Genomic DNA, 21,370 nt, shown 5'->3' on the forward strand with positions numbered 1-21,370 from the left:
GTCGTTCACACGAGTCGAAACAGTCCCGCGAGGAAAAACAGCAACAAGAGGACGGGGCCCACCCTGAGCGCGACGTTTCGCATCGGCAACAGCCGCGCCTTGTTCGACCAGTTGACGAACGAACTTCCGACCAGGACGGGGCCGAAGAGGTCCCGTCGACGAAGCGGCTCCGACGACGCGACGAGGTCGTGGGCCCACTCGAGGAACGGCTTCAGATCCGGATGATCGCTGTGTGCACGCGTCATCTCGAGGCCGAGTTCGACGTTGTACTCGAAGGCGACCTGCGTGATGTTCGCGGAGCCGATGATGCACGTCGGCTCCGGTCCGTCTCGAAGGTACAGTTTCGCGTGGAGTCCCCGCGGTTGCTTGTAGAGGCGCACCCGATCGCAGTCGTCGAGTCCCCAGAGATCGTGGGCGATTCGCGCCGAAAACTGGTCGGAGGCGGGGCCGACGATCACCACCAGCTTGTTCTCGCGCGATCGCTCGAGAAACGAGACGACGTCGTTCCGAATCGAGAGGTACCCCTGGTAGGTGAAGTAGCCGCTGACGACGTAGATCGTTCCGTCGCCCGCGAACAACTCGGAGAGAGCCTCCTGGAACGGCCGCTCGGAGTCGGTCGTCCCTACCAGTTCGACCGTCGATTCGCCGGCGATCTCGTTCATTATTCCACCTCTGCCGGGGAAGATATTGAATGACGCGTGTTTCGTTCGGCCGACACCGCGCGTCCTCCCGCGAGGGACGGTCAGCGTCCCGTTTCGAGGACGATCGGCCGGTGATCCGAAAGCTGGACGTCGAGCACGTCGCATCGTCCGATCTCGATGGACGGCGAACAGAGAAACAGATCGAGCGCGCGGGAGTCGACGAACAGGTCGTCGAGCGGCCGCGGCGGCACGGTGTCGCCCGGGATCCGCGTCTCGAGTCCCGTCCGGTCGGCGAACGCGGTCAGCTCGTCGGTTCCGCCGTAGGTGTTGAAGTCCCCGGTCACGACGACGTCGCGTCCGTCGGCTCGTCTGTCGACGAGGTCGGCCAGCTGGCGGAGCTGACGCCTCCTGCTTCGGGCACCGAGCGAGAGGTGGACCGTGAACAACACCGTGTCGACGGCGGCGTCCGCCTCGATGACCAGTCGTTTTCGTCCGGCCGACAGATAGTGCGTGGTCGTCGGACGATCCGTTCGCGAGAGCACGGCGTTTCCGAGGTGGCCGAAAAACGGGACCGACTCGACGATTCCGCCGTCGCCGTACTTGTTCGCCACGTCGCCGCGATAGGAGAGTCCACGGTCTCGAAGCGACTCGAGGAGCGTCCGGAACTGTCCGCCGGTGACCGTCCGGTGAGAGCCGCGATCGACCTCGAGGAGCGAGACGACGTCGGGGCGTTCGCGCTCGATTACCGACACGAGCCGCTCGAGCGACCGGCGTTCGACCTCACCGTCGCCGAGGATCGAGCCGATCGGCGGTGGAACGTATCCGCCGAGGACGTTCCGGTATCCGAGCAGGTAGCCGGCGTTACAGGTGAGAATCTTCATGAGGAGCGGCTCGATCGGGGACTCGTTGAGGGTACTGAGGGGTTACCGGCTATAAAGATTCTGCTGCCGTGAGTGATGGCAGACTGAACGATCGGCCGCGTTCTCGGATCGGGAGCGGCCCCCGACTCGATCGAGTCGAGCGTCGATCGGACCGGAATCGAGGCGGAACGCGACGCCCCGAAAATCGACCCCGTGGTTAAGGGGTCGCACGACCATCGAAGAAGTATGGCCACAGGCCTCCTCACGTCGGAGCAAGCAGAACGGATCGAAACGACCTGTCGAACGGCGATCGGAGACAGCCTCCGGTCGATCACCTACTTCACGCGCGACGACTACGAGCAAGTTTACCTCCGTGACGACCTGGAGCGCGACGCCGACCTCTCGACGTTCATCGGCCACGAGTGGCGCGGATTCAAGACCGCTCAGACCGCCTACGAGGGGACCGAATTGGGCGATTACAACTACACGATACGCGTCTTCGACAACGGCTTTCTGATCCGCGTGACGACCGACCGCGAGGGCGTCTTCGTCACGACGGACGGACTGACGGTCAAAGACTTCGAGGAAGTCGCGACGGCGCTCAACTCGTTTCTCGGAGAACGCGAGGTCCGTTAACGACGCTCGTCGGAGTCAGGCTCACACTCCCGGGCCCGCTCTCGATTTCGCGGTCGATCGCAGGAATCGTCGCGACTCGGCCCGGAAAGTCGACTCGAGCCCGAGCCGATCGGCAGTCCGGAGCCGAGTTCACCGTCGATTCCAAGGAGACGAGCGAAGCGCCGACGTTCGGCGGCGTGTCTGTCGAGGGACATGCCAGCGAGAAACGTCGATATCCGTTGTAGTTATACGCGACGTTTGCGCCGGAAACGACCGGCTACCGCCGCGAAACGGTTACGTTCCTCACACTCGAGCGATGCTCGCTGCTCGATTGGCGGCGGTCGACGGGACGCAACATCCTTTTTCGCACCGCCCGTACCGTCGCCCGATGAGCGAGATTCCGGCTTCCGTCGAACGCGAACTCGAGGCCCACGAGGCGTTCGAACCGACCGCCGACGGATACGAACTCACGACGACCGTCTTCGACGCGACCGTCACGGCGAGCGAGGCCGAAGGCGAGCGGGACGGCCGGTTCACGGCCACCGTGGTCCTTCCGACGCTCGACGCCGCGGTCGCGGACGAGGCGGTCGCGTCGGTCGTCGAAGACGGCTGGTTCGAGACGCTCGAGCGGCGACTCGCGGACGTCTTCACCGTTGCACACACCGACACGCACGACGAACCGATCGTCGAACGGGACGCGACCGACGTCACGGTGACGCTCGGATACGTCGCCTGGAACGCCCGCGAGGGCGTCGAGGACGCGAAAGCGCTCGTCGAGTACGTCGAGGGAACCTTCGCCCAGGGGATCGTTCCGGGCTACGAGTACCGCGGCGCGGCGGCGACGCTGCTCGAGAACGCCCAGAGCCGCGGCCAGTCCGCGAGCGAGGACGGGGGTCGCGGCGGAATGCCGATGTAGTCGACGCTCGTTCGGCCGTGGTGGTCGCGAGCGCACCTCGAGAGCTCGAGTCCAGCGCGACGGGAACGCAGGAGAGACGCACCGGTTCGGCTCACCGTCTCGAGAGACGCTGTGATCGGATACCGCCGCGACGGATCAGTCCATCGCGATGTACGTCTTCGTGTCCGTTACGCCGTCGAGTCCCTGCACGTTCGAGGAGACCGCCTCGAGAATGTCGTACATCTCGTCGGCGTGGACCTCCGCGATGATGTCGTAGTTGCCCGCGACGATGTGCGCGCTGGCAACTCGCTCGAGCGCTCTGATCTCCGAGAGCAGATCTTCGGACTTCCCGGCGGCGGTTTTCACCATAATGAACGCGTGAACCATCAGTTGCTGGTGTGGTACTCCCTATCACGACTAAAGCCTTTGCCTACCGTCAGCATGGGGTGTGGTAAAGAGGGACAACCTTATTGACAGCGGCGAGCGTATCGCTCCCCATGCGGTTCGTAATTATCGGCGCGGGACGGGTCGGACTGCGGACGGCACGCGTCTTGCGCGATGAGGGCCACGAGGTGACGCTGATCGAGCGCGAGGAGGGCAAGATCCGACGCGCCCGCACGCAGGAGTTTTCCGTCGTGGAGGGCGACGGCTCCCGGGAGACCGTCCTCGAGGAGGCCGGGATTGCGAACACCGACGTCCTGGGTGCACTGACGGGCGATCTGAACGTCAACTTCACCGCCTGTATGATCGCCAAACACCACGGCTGTCGAACCGTCATGCGCATCGACGAGGCCTACCGCGAGGAGATCTATCGCAAGTACGCAAACGAGGTCGACGAGATCATTTACCCCGAACGGCTGGGCGCGATCGGCGCGAAAAACGCCCTGCTGGGCGGGACGATCCGCGCGGTCGCCGACGTCGCACCCAGCCTGCAGATCGTCGAACTCACCGTCACCGACGAGGCTCCGGTCAACGGCTACACGATCAGCGAACTGGAACTCCCCGCCGATGCGACCGTGCTCGCGTTCGGAAAGCGCGATCGGGAGCTCGCCATCCCCTCCGAGGACGAATCCCTCGAGGTCGGCGACAGACTCGTGGTTCTGGCGGACTTCGAGGTGTTGAGCGAGGTCAGACAGTTGCTCGTCGGAGAGAGTGCGAACCAGGAGACCGCGACTGCCGGCAGAACCGGAGGTGTCAACTGATGGTCACAGCATACGTCATGATCAAAGCGAACACGGGCGAGGCGGATCGACTGCGAGACGAAATTCGGGCGATCGACGGCGTCGAATCGGCACACATCGTCGCGGGTGACGTCGACATCATCGCGAAAGCACAGGTCGAGACGCCCGCCGAAGTGAAAGACATCGCCGCGACTCGGATTCAGGGAATCGACGGGATCGAAGGAACGCAGACGTACATCGCGATGGATTGAGACGGATCGCTGCAACGGGTTAACGGCGCAACTGCGGATTAACGGCGCAACCACGAGTTACCGGCGCAACTGCGGGATGCCGGGGTTGCGCCGGCTACGACGTACAGCGGTTCGTGCGAGGTCGCACGAGCCACCGGCGATCAACGACCCGTCTCGAGGTCGTCCGGCTCGCGTCGCTCGAGGAACTCCTGGAGCCACTCCCGCTGGGCCGAAATCCGCGGCGGACGGTCGGCGAAAACCGAATCGAAGACGGCCGTCGGACCCGGCTCAGGTGACGAGTCGGCCGTCTCGATCGCGGTTTCGATCTCGGCTTCGGCGTCGGCGCGGATCGACTCGGCGAGGTCGTCCGCGAGAACGTCGTGCTCGCGGAGCATGCGCTCGAAGCGCTCGAGCGGGTCCGCCGTTCGCCACGCCGGGAGATCCTCGTCGGTCCGGTAGCGGGACGGGTCGTCGCTGGTCGTGTGCGGTCCCTGCCGGTAGGTCAGGCTCTCGACGAGGATCGGATCGCCGGCGCGGGCCGACTCGAGGGCGTCCGAGACGACCTCGTAGGTGGCGATCGGATCGTTGCCGTCGACGCGAACGCCCTCGAAGCCGTAGGCCGTCGCCTTCTGTGCGATCGTCTCGCTGGCGGTCTGTCGCGGTCGCGGCGTCGAAATCGCCCAGCGGTTGTTCTCGCAGAAGAAGACGACCGGCGCGTCGAAGACGCCCGCGAAGGTGAGCGCCTCGTGGAAGTCGCCCTCCGAGGTCGCCCCGTCGCCGAAGTAACAGCAGACGGCGTCCGATCCGTCCCCGCGAGCGGCGGCCATCCCCAGTCCGACCGCGTGTGGAAGCTGCGATGCGATCGAGATCGCCTGCGGGAAGACGTTCGACTCGCGTCCCGAGGCGAACTCGGGACGGCCCCGACGAAACAGCAGGATATCCGCCATGGGAACCCCACGGACGAGTTGCATCGCGTTCGACCGGTAGGTCGGGACGAGCCAGTCCGATCCGGCGAGCGCGTGGGCCGCGCCGACCTGTGACGCCTCCTGGCCGCGAAACGGGGGGTAGCCGCTCATCCACCCCCGGCGCTGGAGCGAGACCGCGCGCTCGTCGAACAGCCGCGATCGCACCATGTCCTCGTAGAGTTCGAGAGCGAGGTCGCTCGAGACGCGAGTCTCCGCCAGCGGACGTTCGCCGATGGCGCGGTGCATAGCGAACCATCAGTACGGAGACGCAAGTCGGTTGCCCCGGCCGTCGCGGGTAGCCGGCCGTTCGTCGCGAGTCCCCGTCCGTATCCGGTCGCGGCGGGTAGCTGTCGGTACTAACCGCGGTCGATTCCGGCCGGTTGCCGGCGTTCTAGTCGTGGGCCTCGGAGGTCGCGTCGGCCAGCACGTCCGTCACGCGCTCGAGGACCGCGTCGGGTTCCCGCGTCGCGTCGACGCGAACGAATCGGTTCGGCTCGCGTTCGATCAACCGCTCGTAATTTTCCCGGACCGACGCGAGGTACTCGGCGCGTTCGAACTTGTTCGTCGTACCGGCGCGAGTCGCGGCCGTTTCGGGGTCGAGATCGAGGTAGATCGTCAGATCCGGCGAGATCGAGAACGGCTCGTGGATCTCGACGACGTACTCGAGCGGGTCGGCGGGCCGGCGAGTGCCCGCCTCCTTCGCTCCCGTCTCGGCGGCGAGCGTGGCACCTTGGTACGCAAAGCGCGAATCCGAGTAGCGGTCAGAGACGACGAGGTCGCCACGCTCGAGCGCCGGCGCGACGACTCGGGAGAGGTGATCCGCGTGATCGGCGGTGTACAGAAAGAGCTCCGCGAGCGGGTCCGCCTCGTCGTCGTCAATCGAACGATAGACGGCGTCGCCGTACCACGAGTTCGTCGGTTCCCGCGTGAACGTCGCCTCGGGGTAGACGTCGCGAAGCGCCTCCCACACCGTCGTCTTCCCGCTTCCGTCCAGCCCCTCGAGCGTGATCAGCATGCTCTCACCTCGAAGACGCGAATACATGTATCGTTCGACGTTCGCCGCTCGAGGGAGGATCCCAGGGCGTTCAGATCCCGCGGCGCGAGACGTCGGTAACCGCGTATTTATTTATCGCTCCGGAGTCATCTTTCGGGTATGAAGATCCTCGTCGCCGGCGGTACCGGCTTCATCGGCACGAACCTGTGTGCTGAGCTGATCGAACGCGGCCACGAGGTAACGGCGCTGTCCCGGAATCCGGACGGTGACGACCTGCCCGACGGCGTCGGACTGGCGGTAGGCGACGTCGCCGCCTTCGATTCGATCGTCGATCCCGTGGCGGACCACGACACCGTCGTCAACCTGGTCTCGCTGTCGCCGCTGTATCAGCCCCGCGGCGGGGCAGACCACGAGACCGTCCACCTTCGGGGAACCGAGAACCTCGTTCGTGCCGCCGAAGAGCACGGCGTCGATCGCTTCGTCCAGATGAGCGCGCTCGACGCCGATTCGAACGCGAAGACGGCGTTTCTGCGCGCGAAGGGGCGGGCCGAGACGGTGGTCAGAGAGTCGTCGCTCGCGTGGACGATCTTCCGGCCGTCGGTCGTCTTCGGCGAGGGTGACGAGTTCGTCGGCTTCACCAAGACGGTGACGACGCCGTACGTGACCGGGCTGCCGGCGGGCGGACGGACGCGATTTCAGCCGATCTGGGTGCACGACCTCGTCTCGATGCTGGCCGACGCCCTCGAGGACGACGTCCACGTCGGCGAGGTGTACGAAGTGGCCGGTCCGGAGGTGCTCACGCTCGCGGACGTGACCGAACTCGCCCACGAAGCCGACGGCAGGCCCGTGACCGTGCTTCCGGTGCCGATGGCGCTCGCGAAACTCGGGCTCGCCGCGGCGGGACCGCTCCCGTTCGTTCCCTTCGGCCCGGACCAGGCGCGATCGCTCGAGATCGACAACACCGTCCGGGAGAACGACGTCGCGGCGTTCGGCGTCGACGAGGACGAACTGCGACGGCTCGGTTCGTACCTCACGTCGGACGGCGCGTGAGACGCTTTACTGTCCGTCAGTTCCGGCCCACCCGCGACACCGGCGGCGGGTGCACCGGTACATCGGTAGAGTAATTCGTCTGAGACGGTCCGCAGTACCGACGGATCGGCGGGACCGCGACCGCCGGGCGGTCCAGCCGAAACCGGCGGAGGACAGTTCGTCCGGCCGATCGAACTCGTGTACAGCGGTTCCGATGACCGATCGAACGTCTCGGACAAAAGCCGTCGACAGTCGCCGGATCCGCTTCCATCAACTCGACGACACTCGGCCGACATAAATATTAGTGGTGCTGACAGATGTCGACCTACCGCGCGTCGTAACGAGCGATTGGAGAGCGCCGCCGTCAGTCGGTTTTCGGTAATATAGAATTGTGTTAGAAATTCACATCATCAAAAGACTTATAGTCTTAATCGCTCTGTTCCAACCCAACGGAGCCCCCTGACAAACAATGAAGCTGGCGATGATCGGATTCGGACAGGCCGGTGGCAAGATCGTCGATCGATTTCTCGATTACGACGATCGCACGAACAGCGGGATCGTCCGCGCTGCGATCGCGGTTAACTCCGCGAAAGCTGACCTCATGGGTCTCGAGCGCATCCCGCAGGAAAATCGCGTGCTCATCGGTCAGGCTCGAGTGAAGGGCCACGGCGTTGGCGCGGACAACGAACTCGGCGCGGAAGTCGCCGAGGAGGACATCGACGAGGTACAGAACGCGATCGACTCGATCCCGACCCACGAGGTCGACGCGTTCCTGATCGTCGCCGGTATGGGTGGCGGCACCGGATCCGGCGGTGCACCCGTTCTCGCGAAACATCTCAAGCGAATCTACACGATCCCCGTGTACGGACTCGGCGTCCTACCCGGAACGGACGAGGGCGGCATCTACACCCTCAACGCGGCGCGGTCGTTCCAGACGTTCGTCCGCGAAGTCGACAATCTGCTCGTCTTCGACAACGACTCCTGGCGACAGACCGGTGAATCCGTCGAGGGCGGCTACGACCAGATCAACGAGGAGATCGTCCGTCGCTTCGGCATCCTCTTCGGTGCCGGCGAGGTGACCGGTAGCCAGGACGTCGCAGAGAGCGTCGTCGACTCCTCCGAGATCATCAACACTCTCTCCGGCGGCGGCGTCTCGACCGTCGGCTTCGCCAGCGAAGGGGTGGAGCTGAACACGGGCGGCGGACTCCTCTCTCGGTTTACGACCGACGACCGAAGCGGCGACGACCTCGACGCGGCGAACACGACCAACCGCATCACGAGTCTCGTTCGCAAAGCTGCGCTCGGTCGGTTGACCCTCCCCTGTGAGATCGAAGGGACCGAACGGGCGCTGCTCGTCCTCGCAGGTCCCTCGGAGTACCTGAACCGGAAAGGCATCGAGCGCGGCCGCAAGTGGCTCGAAGAGGAAACCGGCAGCATGGAGGTCCGGGGCGGCGACTACCCGCGCGACGAACCGGAGGTCGCCGCCGCCGTCTTGCTCTCAGGCGTGACGAACGTGCCGCGGATCAAGCGCCTTCAGCAGGTCGCGATCGAGGCACAGGACAACATCGATGACATCCAGGCCGAGAGCCAGGACAACCTCGAGAGCCTCGTCGAGGACGACGAGGACGAACTCGAACCGCTGTTCTGATCGCGGTTCGCGCTGGAAAGAGTTCGTACGGGGGCGACGATTTTCGTTCGACGATCGAATGTCAGTAGCGCCTGGATCGACAGCGCGGCATCGAATGCGTTTCGTTCGAACGCCGATCCGTACGAGTCGAGCTCCGGGGCTTCAACTCCGACGGCCTTTTGGACGCGTGCGGGCAACCCCCGTCGGATGCAGACCGTCGTCCCGTTCGACGCCGTATCGCCGAAAACCCGCCTCGGCCCCGTGCTCGCAGCCCACGAGCGAGCGCGGTTCGCGCGAGCGATGCTCGCGGACGTGCTGGCGGCGGTCGTCGCGACGGGACGCGAACCGACCGTCCTCTCGACGTCGCCGATCTCGTTCGAGGGCGAACTCGAGGCGGCGTCGCCGAATACAACGATCAGAGTCGACGACCGGCCGCTAACCGAGGCGATCGACGCCGTCCTCGAGCGCGAGGGCGGCCCCGTCGCCGTCGTGATGGCCGACCTCGCGCTGGCGACGCCCGGTGCGCTCGAGGCGTTGTTTTCCGCGGACGGCGACGTCGTCCTCGCGCCGGGTCGCGGCGGCGGCACGAACGCGCTCGTCGTTCGAGACGACTCGTTCCGCGTCGACTTCCACGGCGCGTCTTACCTCGACCACCGCCGGATCGCCGACGACGTCGGTGCCTCCCTCGAGACGGTCGACTCCTTCCGGCTGGGCACCGACGTCGACGAGCCGGCCGATCTCGTCGAGGTGCTGGTACACGGTACGGGACGGTCGGTCGACTGTCTGCGGTCGCTGGGGTTCGAACTCGAGCGCACCGGCGGCCGCGTCGACGTCACGCGACTCGAGGAGTCGACGCGAGGGGGACGGGAGTAGGGCGACGGTCAGTCGGCCGTCGCGCCCGTTCCCGGACGATCGAGCGACTCGAGATCGATCCGTCCGTCCGGCATCGGAACCCCGTCGTACGGATCGTCGGCCAGCAACAGCGAGCCGTCCAGGTCGGCGTAATCGAGCAGCGGCGCGAGGTGACAGGCGGCGGCGATCGAGGCGTTCGACTCGGTCATACAGCCGAGCATGACCTCGAGGCCGTGCGCGCGGGCGGCGTGAATCATCCGCCGGACCTCCCGGAGCCCGCCGCATTTCATCAGTTTCAGGTTCGCGACGTCACAGCGGTCCGCGACCGCGGGTACGTCCGAGAGCGTGAGACAGGACTCGTCGGCGGCGATCGGAACCGGAGAACGCTCGTAGACGAACCGCAGTCCCTCGGGATCGTCGGCCGGGACGGGCTGTTCGACGAACGCGAGGTCGAACGCCGCGAGTCGATCGATCGTCTCGACCGCCTCGCGCGGCGTCCACGCCTCGTTGGCGTCGACGTACAGGCTGGCGTCGGGGGCGACCGACCGGATCGTCCGAACGATCTCCTCGTCCCGGTCGGTTCCGAGTTTGACCTTCAGCGTTCCGTATCCCCTGTCAATTGCGGTCTCGGCCTTCTCGCACATCGTCTCCGCGTCGTCGATGCCGATCGTGTACGACGTCTCGAGCGACTCGGCGGGATCGAGCCCCCAGTAGCGATAGAGCGGAACGCCGAGTCGTTTCGTCTCGAGATCGTGGACGGCGATGCTGACGGCGGCCCGCGCAGCCGGGTTGTACCGGACGGTCTCGCGCATTTGGCGTTCGATCCGCGACAGGCGCGCCGGATCACCGACGTCCTCGACGACCTCGAGCAGATCCGGCAGGACGGCCTCGACCGTGTCGGCGGTCTCACCGTAGTGCGACGCCGGCCCAGCGGCACCGATTCCGACGCGGCCGTCATCGTCCTCGACGCGGACGGTCACGACGTCGGTCTCGGTCACCGTTCCGCGGGCGATCGTAAACGGATGCTCGAGCGGGAGCGAACGGCGCTGAAACGACGTTTCGAGACTCATCGGTTCGGGTTCGACGACAGGAGCGTCTCGAGAACCTCGTCGGTCCCGAAGCGGATCACGTCGGTGGCCGGCGCGTCCAGCGACGCGGCGAACTCGTCGACGGCCTCACGGGCGGCCGGCTCCGCCAGTCCGGCGGTGTTGAGCGCGCCCGCGACGACGGGCGCGTCGCGGACGGGTTCGGCGAGTCGCTCGTAGAGGTCGACGTAGGTCGGGATCGACGGCAGCGAGAACGACTCGTAGCCGCCGATCGCCTGCCGGCCGGCGTCGTGACAGAGCACCAGCCGATCGGGCATCGCCCCGTGGAGGATGCCGCAGGTAACCCCCGAGTAGGCGGGGTGAACGATGCTCCCCTGGCCTTCGACGAACAGGTAGTCGTGATCGTCGCCGCATTCGAGGATCATCTCCTCGACGGCGCCAGCGGTGAAATCGGAGACGACGCGATCGACCGGGATCCCCCAGCCCTCGATCATGATGCCGGTCTGGCCGGTCGGGATCACCTCGGCGTCGTAGCCGGCCGCGCGGGCGTCGCGAGCGAGTTTCATCGTGGCGGTCATCTTGCCGACCGAGCAGTCGGTTCCGACCGTCAGGATCACCTCGGCGTCGACGTCGGCCGCAACGCCCTCGCTCACCGACAGGTCGTCCGGCGGTCTGCGGACGTCTCGAAGTTCACAGCCGTTCTCGGCGGCCAGTTCGACGAACTCCTCGTCCTCGCTCAGGAAGTAGTGCAATCCGGAGACGACGTCGCAGCCCCGCTCGAGGGCCGTCCGAACGTCCTCGCGCCAGCTTTCCTCGAAGCCGCCGCCGATCGGGGCGATGCCGATCAACAGGGCGTCGACGTCGTCCTCGAGGTCGCCCATTCCCGCCACGATCGGGGCGTCCTGGACGTCCGATACGAAGTCGGTCACCCGGTGACCGGAGCGATCCCGGTCGAGCACCGCGACGACCTCGTCGTCGGCGTACCGGAGCACTCCGAGGGCCGTCTTCGCCCCATCGGGAAACTGCTCGTGCGCCAGAATCGCGATACGCATAGCGGCGATATTCGCGGTGAGGACTTAAATCGTGATACGCCCAGCGGCGACGTTCGCGGTGGGAATACGAATTGAGAGAGCGTCCCCACAGCGCGGGAACCGCGGCCGTGACGCGTGAAATCCGCATCGACCCCCAGCGAGTCAGACGGACTGTCGTCCGTCAGTTCCGTCGGAACCGCGATCGTCCGCCAGTTTCGGCGGGCCCGCGACTGTTCGGCGGAACGGCGACTGCCTGCCGGGACCGCGACTGCCCAGCGGTACGGCAACCCGTCTCACAGCACGCGGAGTTCGGTCGTCCAGAACGACTCGAACGCGTCCTCGAGCGCCGACTTCGGATCGCCGGTCGCGTCGACGGCGGCCGTAGCTGCGGGTTCGAGGGACGCTTCTTCGACGAGCGACTCGAGGACGCCGCGCTGGCCGACGACGTACAGGGGCTCGTCGACGCCGGGATCGCCGAAATCGTGCTCGGCGATAGCGTCTCGACACCGCTCGAGGTGGTCGTCGATCTGGTCGTCACGGATTCGTTCGAACCGGGCCTGCGAGTAGCCTCCCTTCGAGTGGCTCCCCTTGACGTCGCTTTCGAACCCGCGGTACTCGCGTCGCTCGTCGCCGTCGTAGACGCCGAGTGCGAACAGGTCGGCCCGGACCAGCGCCAGCGCGAATCCGCCGGACGGAACGAACCACTCGCGCTCGAGGGAAAATCGGTCGGCCCAGGCCGACTCCCGGTCGGGGAGGACGGGCGGGGTCAACGCGACCGACACGAGCCCGGCGTCGTCGACGCAACAGACACACGGCGTCGCGTCCTCGAGCAGGGCGGTTCGCTCGCCCAGCACCGCCTCCAGTTCGGCGTCGACCTCGCGAACGTCGCCGTCGCTCCCACCGATCACCGCCGTCAGCGCACCCTCCGGTGCGGTTCTGAACGACGACAGCCGGTCGACCACCGCCGCGGCCTCGGGAGCGGGCAGTCGGTCGCGCCGACGGTACTCGAGCGACGTCTCTTCTCCATCGACCCGCTCGAGTTCACCCTCGAGCTGTGCGATTCGGTCTTCGAGCCTGTTGACCCGCTCTTCGGCCTCCTGTCTGGCCGTGGCAGCCTCGGCCCGACGATCGGATTCGGCCTCGTACCGCCGTCGCAGGCGCTCGGTTTCGGATTCCAGTTCGTCGATGCGCTCTTTGAGCGATGCGCGGCCGAGCAACTCGTCGACGTCGAACATCCGGACGAAAACGCGAAGCGAGAGTACTTCTAGGTTCCGGCGCCGGGATAGCCGTCGCTCGGACCGCCGTCGAAATCGTCGACCACCGACTCGAGCCCCGGCGGCTGCCAGCCGGTTAGCTCGAGGAGTTGCCGGGCGCGCTCGCGGCGGGCGAGCAACACCTCGCGAACCGACGGCGGATTCCGGACCCGAGTCTCCTCGAGCACCGACTCCGGAACCGCCAACGTATCCGAGGGAACGCCCTCGTCGCCGTGAACCGCGAAGTGCCGATTCTCGAGTTTCATCACCAGCGGAGCGTCGAGCGGTTCGACGCCGTCGCCGGTGGTGTAGACCTCCTCGTTGATTCGTTCGTGTTGCCGTCGATGCATCAGCGCGCGGTCGCTATCGGTCGGTGTCACGTAGAGACGTCCGAGATAGTAGCTTCCGGAGAACACCTCGAACATGCTAACTAGGCGCACGTTCCGAAACGGTATAACTATTTGCGAACAGATTTAAACGGAAGCGCTATCAGCGTAGTCGTTCCGCTACTCCGGCACGTGTTTTACCCACGTGTGGTCAGCGATATCGGGCCGTGGACTGAGAATGGGCAGATATCTGACTCCGGTTCGACGAACGGCGCTCGATTCGACGCGAGTTCGGACGAACGACGAGTGAATCGGACGGGAAAATATTCGAGATCTGATCGAGAATAGAACCTCGAGCGAGTCGCTTGAACGCTTTTGAAACTGTTCGGCGGTCGTCGCTCGCGCGTGAACGATACAGAACGGGTGCGAACGGGCGTTCGCCTTTTTAGGGCGGTCACCCGACCGTACGGACGATGAGTGCCACTCGGACGATCGTCGTCCTCGTTCTGGTCGCGTTCGGACTGACGGTCGCGCCGATCGCCGTAAGCGCCGCGGCGAACGGACAGGTTTCGAACGAATCGACTCCCGAAGCTGACGAGGAATCGGAGACGAACGTCACCGTTTCGTCGTTCATGCAATCGAGCGCCGCCGACGCCGAGAACACCGTCGAGTCCGGACTGTTTGAGGTTCGATACGAGAACGCCGACGACGACGACCGGGCGGAGATCGTCGGCGACCGAACCGGAGACCTCGAGGCGAAACTCGAGGCGCTCGAAACCGAACGGAACGAACTCCGCGAGAAACGCGACGAGCTCACGCCGCCGGAGTACAACGCCAGGATGGCGAAGCTCGCCGTCGAAATCGCCTCGCTCGATCGAGCGCTCGAGCGGACCGTTCCGCGGGCCGCCGACGCCGGCGTCGATCAGGACCGCCTCGACGAGCTCCAGAACAACGCGTCGGAGCTTACCGGACCGGAAGTCGCGACGATGGCACAGCAAATCGCCGGATTCGAGCGCACCGGGGTGAACGCCGCCGGCGGACAGAATGAGTCGACGCCCGGTCAGAATCAGACGCCGGGACTCGAGAACGACCAGTCGGCGCCCGGTCAGGACGACGGACAGCAGGTGCCGAATCAGAGCAACGATCTTGCACCCTCCGACCGGAGCGATCGAGCGCCGGCGGAACAGAACAGGAGTGCCGGCAACGGATCGGGTTCGAACGACGACACGGATCAGCCGAACGACGGCGGCTCGGCGGCCACGGGCGAAGCCGACGACGGGCCCGGACAGTCGGACGGCGAACCCGGTCGCTGACATCGCTTCACGCATTGATGAGCGGGCGTCGCGCCCGCTCGAGAGACACGCTTTTCAGCGCCGAAGTCCTACGCTCGCTCGATGGACTCCGCTGCGTTGTTGGATTTGCTCGGGAACGAAAATCGCAGGCGAATTCTTCGATTGCTCGCCCGCAAACCCTGTTACGTGACCGAGATATCGGAGTACCTCGGCGTGAGTCCCAAAGCGGTCATCGAACACCTTCGAAAGCTCGAGGACGCCGGACTGATCGAGAGCCGCGTCGACGATCAGCGACGGAAGTACTTCCACATCGCCCGGAACGTTCGACTCGAGGTCAACGTCTCGCCGTACGGTTTCGCGAGCAAGAGCGCCTACCCCGCAAACAGCAGTTTCGACATCACGACCTGTCGACACCTCTCGCTCGACGTCTCCTGGGACGAAGACGACGACCTGGACGACCTCCTGCGAGCGCTCGAGGACCTCGAACGGCTCGAAAACGAACTCTCGCTGGCTCAGCGGTGGGTGCAGGGTCGGCTCTGTGACGTACTCGATCGGATCTCTGACACCGTCGGTGCGGGCCCCGAGAGTCGAATCTACGCCGACGTGCTGGCGAGCGTTCGCTCCGATCCCAAATCGATCGGCGAACTCAGCAACGACGTCGAGGCCCCGCGCGAGGTCGTCGCTGAGTTGCTAGAGCGCATGGCGGACGAGGGAATCGTTCGCCGAACCGAGCGCGGTTGGGAGCTGACGGCGCCCGCGTGAGTCGGTAGCGACGGCCTTCGTCCCCGGTTGCTGGGTCGAGCGAAGCGGTCTACGTCACGTCCCGAACCAGTCCATCGCGCAGGTCCCGTCCGAAGTAGTAGCCCGCGAGCGCGGCGACCAGACCGGCTACTGCGCCCATCGCGACCAGCGCCCGAGCGGATCCGGCCACCGCGAGCGGAAATTCGAACAACAGCGTCGTCGCCACTCCCGTCGAGACGCCCGCGGCGGAGAACTCGAGATAGCGACGTTTCGACGTGACGAGACCGACCGCAAACGCGACGGCGAACAGCCCGACGAACCGGCCGACTCCGCCGATCGGAAGGACCGTCTGACCGGCGAACAGCCCGACGCCCGCGAGCAGAACCAGCGCGAGAAACCCTTTCGGCGAGAAGTATTCGCCGAGCGACCGGGTCGGCCGCAGCGACGGGAGTCGAAATCGCGATCCGCGCGAGGCTGCGGATTCGTCCTCGACCGGCGGCCGATCCGCGGTCGATCGATCGACCGACTCACCCGATCGGTCGTCGGGTCCCGCGTCGCCGACGTCGGCCCCCGAGAGCATTCGTTCCGTCTCCTCGAGGATGTCGTCCGTCGATCGGGAGTGGCCGTCCCTGCTCTCGGTTAGTTCGTTCGAGCGGTCGGTCATACCTAGAGGGTGTCGGCCCGGCAACATGGAGCTTTCCCATCCGCCGGCGATTTCGGACGGGCCTCGAACGGCGTTCTCTGGGTGCACACGCGTGAGTACGCTTTTCACGGGGAGGCTGGTACGTACGCGGGTGAACACCGAGCTGATCGCGTTCGGAACCATCGCCATCGCCGCCGGGGTGGGACTTCTCTACGCAGCCCGTCACCTCTATCCCCGTCTGGACCTCTCGGAGGAGGGGCTGGCGTCGGTGCGGCTGCTGACGGCGCTGATCGTCGGCGTGCTCGTGCTCGCGGGACTCGGACTCGTCGCCGTCGGTCTCCTGACCTAGCCCGCGGTCCGAGCGGGGCGCGGACGGAAAGCGTGGCTTCAAGTCCGACGGGGCGCAACGGCCACCCATGAATCCAGGCGATCGCGTCCGCGTCGACCGCGCGGATCGTGCGTACGAAGGCGTGATGCTCCCCTCCAGCACCGACGAGCACCTCGTGGTGAAACTCGAGGGAGGGTACAACGTCGGCGTCGATCGCGAGGAAGCCGACGTCGCCGTGCTCGAAGAGGGCGTTTACGAAATCGACGGCACCGACGCGGCGGGGGACGACGGAAACGCGAGCGAGATCGCGTTCGACGACGATCTGCCGACGATCTCGCTGATCTCGACCGGCGGGACCATCGCCTCGACGGTCGACTACCGGACGGGCGCGGTAACCGCACAGTTCGACGCCGAGGACGTCCTTCGCGCGGTGCCGGACCTCGCGGGACGGGCGAACTACCGGGGTCGGGTCGTCGCGAACATCCTCTCGGAGAACATGGAGCCGGCGATCTGGCGCGAGCTCGCCGAGGCGGTCGCCGAGGAGATCGAGGCCGGCGCCGACGGCGTCGTCGTCATGCACGGAACGGACACGATGCAGTACTCCGCGTCGGCGCTCGCGTTCGCGCTCGAACCGCCGGTGTCGATCGTCTTCACCGGCAGCCAGCGTTCGGCCGACCGGCCCTCGTCGGACAACGTGATGAACGCCGTCTGTGCCGTCGAGGCCGCAAAGAGCGACTGCGCCGAGGTGCTGGTCTGCATGCACGCGAGCGAGAGCGACGACGCCTGTGCGCTCCACCGGGGCACTCGCGTCAGGAAGAATCACACTTCCCGACGCGACGCGTTCGAGACCGTCGGCGCGACCCCCATCGGCGAGGTCGACTACGAAACCGGCGCGGTCGACTTCAGGCGGGAGTACCGCGAGCGCGACGGGAGCGACGGGGGCGACGTCGAGATCGAAGCGGACCTCGAGAGCGACGTCGAACTGGTGAAGTTCACGCCCGGGATGGATCCCGCGTTTCTCGACGTCGTCGAGGGGTCCGCCGGTCTGATCCTGGAGGGAACCGGACTCGGCCACGTCCACACCGATCTGATCCCGCGAATCGAGAAGCTGGTCGCGGACGGAACGACGGTCGTCATGACCAGCCAGTGTCTCGAGGGGCGGGTCTGCGACCGCGTGTACGACACCGGCCGCGACCTGCTCGAGGCGGGCGTCGTCGAGGCGGGCGACACGCTACCCGGAACGGCGAAAGTCAAACTGATGTGGGCGCTCGCCAACGCGGACGACGTGGAGGCGGCGATGAGGACCTCGCTCGCCGGCGAAATTCAGGACCGGTCGGTTCCCTGGGAGTGAGATGAACGACCGCGCCGATCGACCGACCGCGGCGTCCGACGAAGCCGACGCCCTCGAGATCCGCCGGGCGACGCACGACGACTACGAGGGCGTCGTCGACTTCACCGGCGACATCTGGACCGACCGGGGCGGAGACTACATCCCAGAGATCTACCACGAGTGGCTCGAGAACGGCGAGGAGGCGAAAAAGACGTTCCTCGCTGAACTCGAGGGAACGCCGGTCGGGATCGTCCAGGCCGTGCTGCTGTCGGCCGACGAGGCGTGGTTCCAGGGAATGCGAGTCGCCGCCGGCCACCGCCGTCGCGGGATCAGCGGTCGGCTCAACGAGGCCTGCTTCGAGTGGGCCCGCGAGCGCGGTGCGACGGTCGGTCGGATCATGATCTTCTCGTGGAACGCGGTCTCGCTCGGTGCCGCTCGGGCCGGCGGATTCGAACCGCTGACCGAGTTCCGGTTCGCCCACCTCGAGCCGGATCCCGACGCCGACGGCCCGCCGTCGCACGCGGTCTCGCGCGATCCGACGGCCGCGTGGCGCTACTGGACGCACAGCGACGCCCGAACGCACCTGCGCGGGCTCGGACTCGCGCCCGAGGAGTCGTGGGCGATGCGCGAGGTGACGCGGTCCGACTTCGATCGACTGGCCGACGAGACGGCGGTCTTCGCCGTCGAGGACGAAAACGACGGGCTCGCGGGTGCGGCGTATCGCTCGAGGACGTACGAACGGACCGTGACGCCGGACGAAGACGGTGGCGAAGGGAACGCGACGGCGACCGGGAGCGAAAGCGACGGGGAGATCGAGAGCGAGAGCGCGTCGGACTCCGAAACCGAACGGTGGGCCGAGTACGGCGTCGGCGCGTGGGACGACGTCGAGGCGGCTCGAGCGCTGTTCGCCGCCGTCGCGCGCGACGCCGCGGCGCTCGGAGCCGACGGGACGAGAGTGCTGATCCCCGAAACTGCTCGGTTCGTCAGCGACGCCTCCTACGCGGGCGCGTCGCTCTCCGAGGAACCCGACTTCGTGTTCGGTATCGACCTCTCGGGAGCGTGACCCGCGCTGCGGGCGTCACCGAAAGCCAACCGCCCGACTGGCGAACGAGCCGCCGCTAACCGGCGGGAACAGCGCCAGTTCGTCGTCGCCCTCGAGTTCCGTCTCGAGTCCCTCTTCCTCGACGAGGACGTTCGTCCCGTTGCGAAGCACGTTGATCTGCGAGCGCAACTCGCCGTCTTCGAGCACGCGCGCCTCGAGTTCCGGTCGGCCGTCGACGAGCTGCTCGAGGGCATCACCGATCGTGTCGCCCGCCGAGGCGTCGACGGTGACGTGTCTGTCGCCCGCCCGTTCCGCGAGATCGGCGAACAGTTTCCACTCCGTAGCCATAGGTGGCGCTATCGCCGCCGGAGGCAAGTAGCTACCGCTCTCGGGCGTCTCGTCGCGCTGGAAACGATCGTCTTGGCGGTGGAAAGGTTTACCCAGTTTCGGACGAAACTACCGTTCATGGCGACGGCAGTAAAAGTCGACGAAAACGCGAAATCCAGACTCGAAGAGTTGCAGGCGGAAATCCGGATTCAAACGGGATCGAGCGTCACGCAACAAGAGCTACTGACGCGATTGATCGACGATGCGTACGAATCGCGCGACGACGTTATCGACTCGTTTCGCGAATCGCGGGTGCCGCTTTCGGATGCGGAAAAGGAGACGATGCAGCGCGGGCGATTCAGTTCCGGGGTCGAAACGGGAGAGGAAGACATCGACGAGATACTATACGGATGACGGTGCTCGTCGACACGGGCGTTCTGTACGCTGACCACGACACGGACGCGTCCCGTCACACCGCGGCGACCACCGCGATCGAGGCGGTGTACGACGGCGAGTTCGGCCAGCCGTACGTCAGCGACTACGTCTACGACGAGGCAGTCACGCTCACGCTGACCCGAGGTGAGGCGTTCGAACCGGCAAAACTGCTCGGCGATCGATTACGCGGCGTCGATCCGTATCCGCAAACGTACGAGATGCTTCGCGTCACGGCTGCTGCCTTCGCCGACGCGGTCGAAGTGTTCGAACGGTACGACGATCAGGCGCTAAGTTTCACCGATGCGACCACCGTCGCTCTGGTGGCGCGTCACGGAATCGACCACGTCGTAAGCTTCGACGACGACTTCGACGGTCTCGTGGATCGAATCGATCCCGAAACGATGTGAATCGGCCCAGGTCGCTCGAGCGATCCGCCCCGAAACACCCGACTTCATTGCAGTCGACGCGAAAGAAGGCGTATGGTCGATGGCGGGTCGCTCAAAGCGCGGTTACCGGAAAACTGGCAGCGGATACTCACGACGCGAGCCGCGATCGGGCTCGCGCTGGCGGTGGCCCTGCTCTCGGTCGCGACGGCGGTGTTCAACATCGGCGTCGAGCCGGCGTACGATCCGCTCGACCCGTACATTCCCGACGTCGTCCAGCGAACGGCCCGTTTCACCGGCGCGGTGACCGGGTTTTTGATGGTCGCGAGCGCCCTCGCGCTCAGGCGCGGACTGCGCGTGGGGTGGTGGGCGACGATCCTCCTGCTCCCGTTGACCGCCGCGCAGGGATTCTTGCAGGTGAGCCAGTACTCGTTTCCGCTGATCGTCCTCTCGCTGATCTCGATTCCGGTGTTGCTGTTCATCCGCGACCACTTCACCAAACCGCTCTCGCTCAACACGACCCAGATCGCCGCCGGCGCGGCGCTCGTCGGCGTCCAGGCGTACGGAACGATCGGCGCGTACGCGCTTCGCGAGGAGTTCGACGGCGTCGACACGCTTCTCGACGCCTTCTACTTCACGCTGATCACCTCGAGTACGGTCGGTTACGGCGACGTCACGCCGCACCTCGATTCGATCGAGGGACAGCTATTTACGATGTCGGTGCTCGTTCTCGGCGTCGCCAGTTTCGGCCTCGCGGTCGGGGTGCTCGTCGGCCCGGCGATCCAGATGCGAATCGAGAAAACGCTCGGAAAGATGACCGAATCAGAACTCGAACTGTTGAACGAGCACGTCCTCGTGCTCGGCTACGGCGAACTGACCGAACCGATCGTCGACGAACTCGCGGCGAACGACCGCGAGTTCGTCGTCGTGACCACGAACCGCGACGCGGCCGAGGCGCTCTCGGACGAGAATATTCCGGTGGTGACGGCCGACCCGAGCGACGAGAGTCCGCTTCACCGCGCCAAGATCGAACGGGCGGCCGCGATCCTGGTCGCGACGAACCAGGATCCACAGGACGCGTTCACGATCCTCACCGCCCGACAGCTCGCACCGGAGACGCGGATCGTCGCCGCCGCCACCGATCAGGAGAACACGAAGAAACTCGAGCGGGCGGGCGCGGACGTCGTCATCAGCCCGGCGTTGCTCGGGGGCCACCTGCTCGTGCGGTCGGCGCTGGGCGGGGACGACTCCGACGTGATCGATCGGATCCTTTCGGACGAGTGATCGGACGGCGGGGAATCGGC

27 protein-coding genes are annotated in these 21,370 nt (G+C 66.0%); 15 read left to right on the plus strand and 12 right to left on the minus strand.

The genetic code is table 11. The features are described from left to right. Nucleotides 1-5: 5 nt before the first annotated feature. Both EA472_RS16050 and EA472_RS16055 read right to left on the minus strand, forming a co-directional pair. Entirely contained in the window at nt 6-662 is a 657-nt protein-coding gene (locus tag EA472_RS16050) for a phospholipase D family protein (protein ID WP_124192527.1), read from the minus strand. An 80-nt stretch (nt 663-742) separates the two neighbouring features. Next, nucleotides 743-1,522, minus strand: coding sequence for an endonuclease/exonuclease/phosphatase family protein (locus EA472_RS16055; RefSeq protein WP_124192528.1), 780 nt, complete (start codon nt 1,520-1,522; stop codon nt 743-745). A 225-nt stretch (nt 1,523-1,747) separates the two neighbouring features. On the opposite strand from EA472_RS16055, the gene EA472_RS16060 reads away from it, so the two are divergent. Continuing rightward, entirely contained in the window at nt 1,748-2,137 is a 390-nt protein-coding gene (locus EA472_RS16060) for a DUF7522 family protein (protein ID WP_124192529.1), read from the plus strand. On the opposite strand, the gene EA472_RS23055 is transcribed toward EA472_RS16060, so the two are convergent. Further along, complete coding sequence (locus EA472_RS23055) at nt 2,134-2,331, minus strand: hypothetical protein (protein ID WP_124192530.1); 198 nt, start codon at nt 2,329-2,331, stop codon at nt 2,134-2,136. The two genes, EA472_RS16060 and EA472_RS23055, sit on opposite strands and share 4 nt — an antisense overlap. A 173-nt stretch (nt 2,332-2,504) precedes the next feature. On the opposite strand from EA472_RS23055, the gene EA472_RS16070 reads away from it, so the two are divergent. Beyond that, nucleotides 2,505-3,032 carry a DUF5813 family protein gene (locus EA472_RS16070; RefSeq protein WP_124192531.1) on the plus strand — a complete coding sequence of 176 codons (528 nt, stop codon included), beginning with the start codon at nt 2,505-2,507 and terminating at the stop codon, nt 3,030-3,032. 135 nt (nt 3,033-3,167) lie between these two features. Here EA472_RS16070 and EA472_RS16075 read toward each other — a convergent pair whose 3' ends face one another. Continuing rightward, complete coding sequence (locus EA472_RS16075; RefSeq protein WP_124192532.1) at nt 3,168-3,398, minus strand: Lrp/AsnC family transcriptional regulator; 231 nt, start codon at nt 3,396-3,398, stop codon at nt 3,168-3,170. A gap of 110 nt (nt 3,399-3,508) precedes the next feature. Between EA472_RS16075 and EA472_RS16080 the strand changes: the two genes are divergently transcribed. Next, on the plus strand, nt 3,509-4,213 hold the full coding sequence (locus tag EA472_RS16080) for a potassium channel family protein (protein ID WP_124192533.1): 705 nt from the start codon (nt 3,509-3,511) through the stop codon (nt 4,211-4,213). Further along, on the plus strand, nt 4,213-4,443 hold the full coding sequence (locus EA472_RS16085; RefSeq protein WP_124192534.1) for an Lrp/AsnC family transcriptional regulator: 231 nt from the start codon (nt 4,213-4,215) through the stop codon (nt 4,441-4,443). Before EA472_RS16080 ends, EA472_RS16085 begins: the two co-directional genes overlap by 1 nt. 140 nt (nt 4,444-4,583) lie before the next feature. Here EA472_RS16085 and EA472_RS16090 read toward each other — a convergent pair whose 3' ends face one another. Both EA472_RS16090 and tmk read right to left on the minus strand, forming a co-directional pair. Further along, entirely contained in the window at nt 4,584-5,633 is a 1,050-nt protein-coding gene (locus EA472_RS16090) for a thiamine pyrophosphate-dependent enzyme (RefSeq protein ID WP_124192535.1), read from the minus strand. Nucleotides 5,634-5,778: 145 nt separating this feature from the next. Beyond that, a complete protein-coding gene (gene tmk, locus EA472_RS16095; protein ID WP_124192536.1) occupies nt 5,779-6,402 on the minus strand; it encodes a dTMP kinase in 624 nt (207 codons plus the stop codon). A gap of 138 nt (nt 6,403-6,540) precedes the next feature. Here tmk and EA472_RS16100 point away from each other — a divergent pair, with 138 nt between their 5' ends. The 3 genes from EA472_RS16100 (at nt 6,541) to cofC (ending at nt 9,910) form a co-directional block, all read left to right on the plus strand. Beyond that, on the plus strand, nt 6,541-7,431 hold the full coding sequence (locus EA472_RS16100; RefSeq protein ID WP_124192537.1) for a complex I NDUFA9 subunit family protein: 891 nt from the start codon (nt 6,541-6,543) through the stop codon (nt 7,429-7,431). Nucleotides 7,432-7,879: 448 nt separating this feature from the next. Continuing rightward, nucleotides 7,880-9,058, plus strand: coding sequence for a tubulin/FtsZ family protein (locus EA472_RS16105; RefSeq protein ID WP_124192538.1), 1,179 nt, complete (start codon nt 7,880-7,882; stop codon nt 9,056-9,058). 186 nt (nt 9,059-9,244) lie between these two features. Further along, nucleotides 9,245-9,910: a 2-phospho-L-lactate guanylyltransferase gene (gene cofC, locus EA472_RS16110; RefSeq protein WP_124192539.1), complete on the plus strand. Its 666-nt coding sequence runs from the start codon at nt 9,245-9,247 to the stop codon at nt 9,908-9,910. Nucleotides 9,911-9,918: 8 nt separating this feature from the next. Here the strand turns inward: cofC and EA472_RS16115 are convergent, their stop codons facing one another. The 4 genes from EA472_RS16115 to EA472_RS16130 form a co-directional block, all read right to left on the minus strand. Beyond that, nucleotides 9,919-10,959, minus strand: a complete 1,041-nt coding sequence (locus EA472_RS16115; protein WP_124192540.1) for a dipeptide epimerase — start codon at nt 10,957-10,959, stop codon at nt 9,919-9,921. Further along, entirely contained in the window at nt 10,956-11,987 is a 1,032-nt protein-coding gene (locus EA472_RS16120) for a DUF1611 domain-containing protein (RefSeq protein ID WP_124192541.1), read from the minus strand. Before EA472_RS16120 ends, EA472_RS16115 begins: the two co-directional genes overlap by 4 nt. Before the next feature lie 272 nt (nt 11,988-12,259). Beyond that, nucleotides 12,260-13,201 (minus strand): Vms1/Ankzf1 family peptidyl-tRNA hydrolase, encoded by a 942-nt coding sequence (locus EA472_RS16125; RefSeq protein WP_124192542.1) that lies wholly within the window; start codon nt 13,199-13,201, stop codon nt 12,260-12,262. Between the two features lie 29 nt (nt 13,202-13,230). After that, entirely contained in the window at nt 13,231-13,644 is a 414-nt protein-coding gene (locus EA472_RS16130) for a DUF5802 family protein (RefSeq protein ID WP_124192543.1), read from the minus strand. A gap of 374 nt (nt 13,645-14,018) precedes the next feature. Here EA472_RS16130 and EA472_RS16135 point away from each other — a divergent pair, with 374 nt between their 5' ends. Continuing rightward, a complete protein-coding gene (locus EA472_RS16135; RefSeq protein WP_124192544.1) occupies nt 14,019-14,858 on the plus strand; it encodes a hypothetical protein in 840 nt (279 codons plus the stop codon). Nucleotides 14,859-14,939: 81 nt separating this feature from the next. After that, nucleotides 14,940-15,599, plus strand: coding sequence for an ArsR/SmtB family transcription factor (locus EA472_RS16140; protein WP_124192545.1), 660 nt, complete (start codon nt 14,940-14,942; stop codon nt 15,597-15,599). Between the two features lie 49 nt (nt 15,600-15,648). Here the strand turns inward: EA472_RS16140 and EA472_RS16145 are convergent, their stop codons facing one another. Continuing rightward, nucleotides 15,649-16,242, minus strand: a complete 594-nt coding sequence (locus EA472_RS16145) for a DUF456 domain-containing protein (protein ID WP_124192546.1) — start codon at nt 16,240-16,242, stop codon at nt 15,649-15,651. Between the two features lie 130 nt (nt 16,243-16,372). Between EA472_RS16145 and EA472_RS16150 the strand changes: the two genes are divergently transcribed. The 3 genes from EA472_RS16150 (at nt 16,373) to EA472_RS16160 (ending at nt 18,942) form a co-directional block, all read left to right on the plus strand. After that, a complete protein-coding gene (locus EA472_RS16150) occupies nt 16,373-16,570 on the plus strand; it encodes a hypothetical protein (protein ID WP_124192547.1) in 198 nt (65 codons plus the stop codon). Nucleotides 16,571-16,637: 67 nt separating this feature from the next. After that, nucleotides 16,638-17,900, plus strand: coding sequence for a Glu-tRNA(Gln) amidotransferase subunit GatD (gene gatD, locus EA472_RS16155; RefSeq protein ID WP_124192548.1), 1,263 nt, complete (start codon nt 16,638-16,640; stop codon nt 17,898-17,900). A 1-nt stretch (nt 17,901) separates the two neighbouring features. Continuing rightward, the gene (locus tag EA472_RS16160) at nt 17,902-18,942 is read left to right on the plus strand and encodes a GNAT family N-acetyltransferase (protein WP_124192549.1); all 1,041 of its coding nucleotides are present in this window, start codon (nt 17,902-17,904) and stop codon (nt 18,940-18,942) included. A gap of 15 nt (nt 18,943-18,957) precedes the next feature. Here EA472_RS16160 and EA472_RS16165 read toward each other — a convergent pair whose 3' ends face one another. Beyond that, nucleotides 18,958-19,269, minus strand: coding sequence for a ubiquitin-like small modifier protein 1 (locus EA472_RS16165; RefSeq protein WP_124192550.1), 312 nt, complete (start codon nt 19,267-19,269; stop codon nt 18,958-18,960). Nucleotides 19,270-19,386: 117 nt separating this feature from the next. Here EA472_RS16165 and EA472_RS16170 point away from each other — a divergent pair, with 117 nt between their 5' ends. The 3 genes from EA472_RS16170 to EA472_RS16180 all read left to right on the plus strand — a co-directional run bounded on the left by EA472_RS16170 (nt 19,387) and on the right by EA472_RS16180 (nt 21,350). After that, nucleotides 19,387-19,662 (plus strand): hypothetical protein, encoded by a 276-nt coding sequence (locus EA472_RS16170; RefSeq protein WP_124192551.1) that lies wholly within the window; start codon nt 19,387-19,389, stop codon nt 19,660-19,662. Next, on the plus strand, nt 19,659-20,090 hold the full coding sequence (locus EA472_RS16175; RefSeq protein ID WP_124192552.1) for a type II toxin-antitoxin system VapC family toxin: 432 nt from the start codon (nt 19,659-19,661) through the stop codon (nt 20,088-20,090). Before EA472_RS16170 ends, EA472_RS16175 begins: the two co-directional genes overlap by 4 nt. 72 nt (nt 20,091-20,162) lie before the next feature. Next, nucleotides 20,163-21,350 carry an NAD-binding protein gene (locus EA472_RS16180; RefSeq protein ID WP_124192553.1) on the plus strand — a complete coding sequence of 396 codons (1,188 nt, stop codon included), beginning with the start codon at nt 20,163-20,165 and terminating at the stop codon, nt 21,348-21,350. The last annotated feature ends 20 nt before the right edge of the window (nt 21,351-21,370 follow it).

This window comes from Natrarchaeobius oligotrophus (genome assembly GCF_003841465.1).
GTDB classification, from domain to species: domain Archaea; phylum Halobacteriota; class Halobacteria; order Halobacteriales; family Natrialbaceae; genus Natrarchaeobius; species Natrarchaeobius oligotrophus.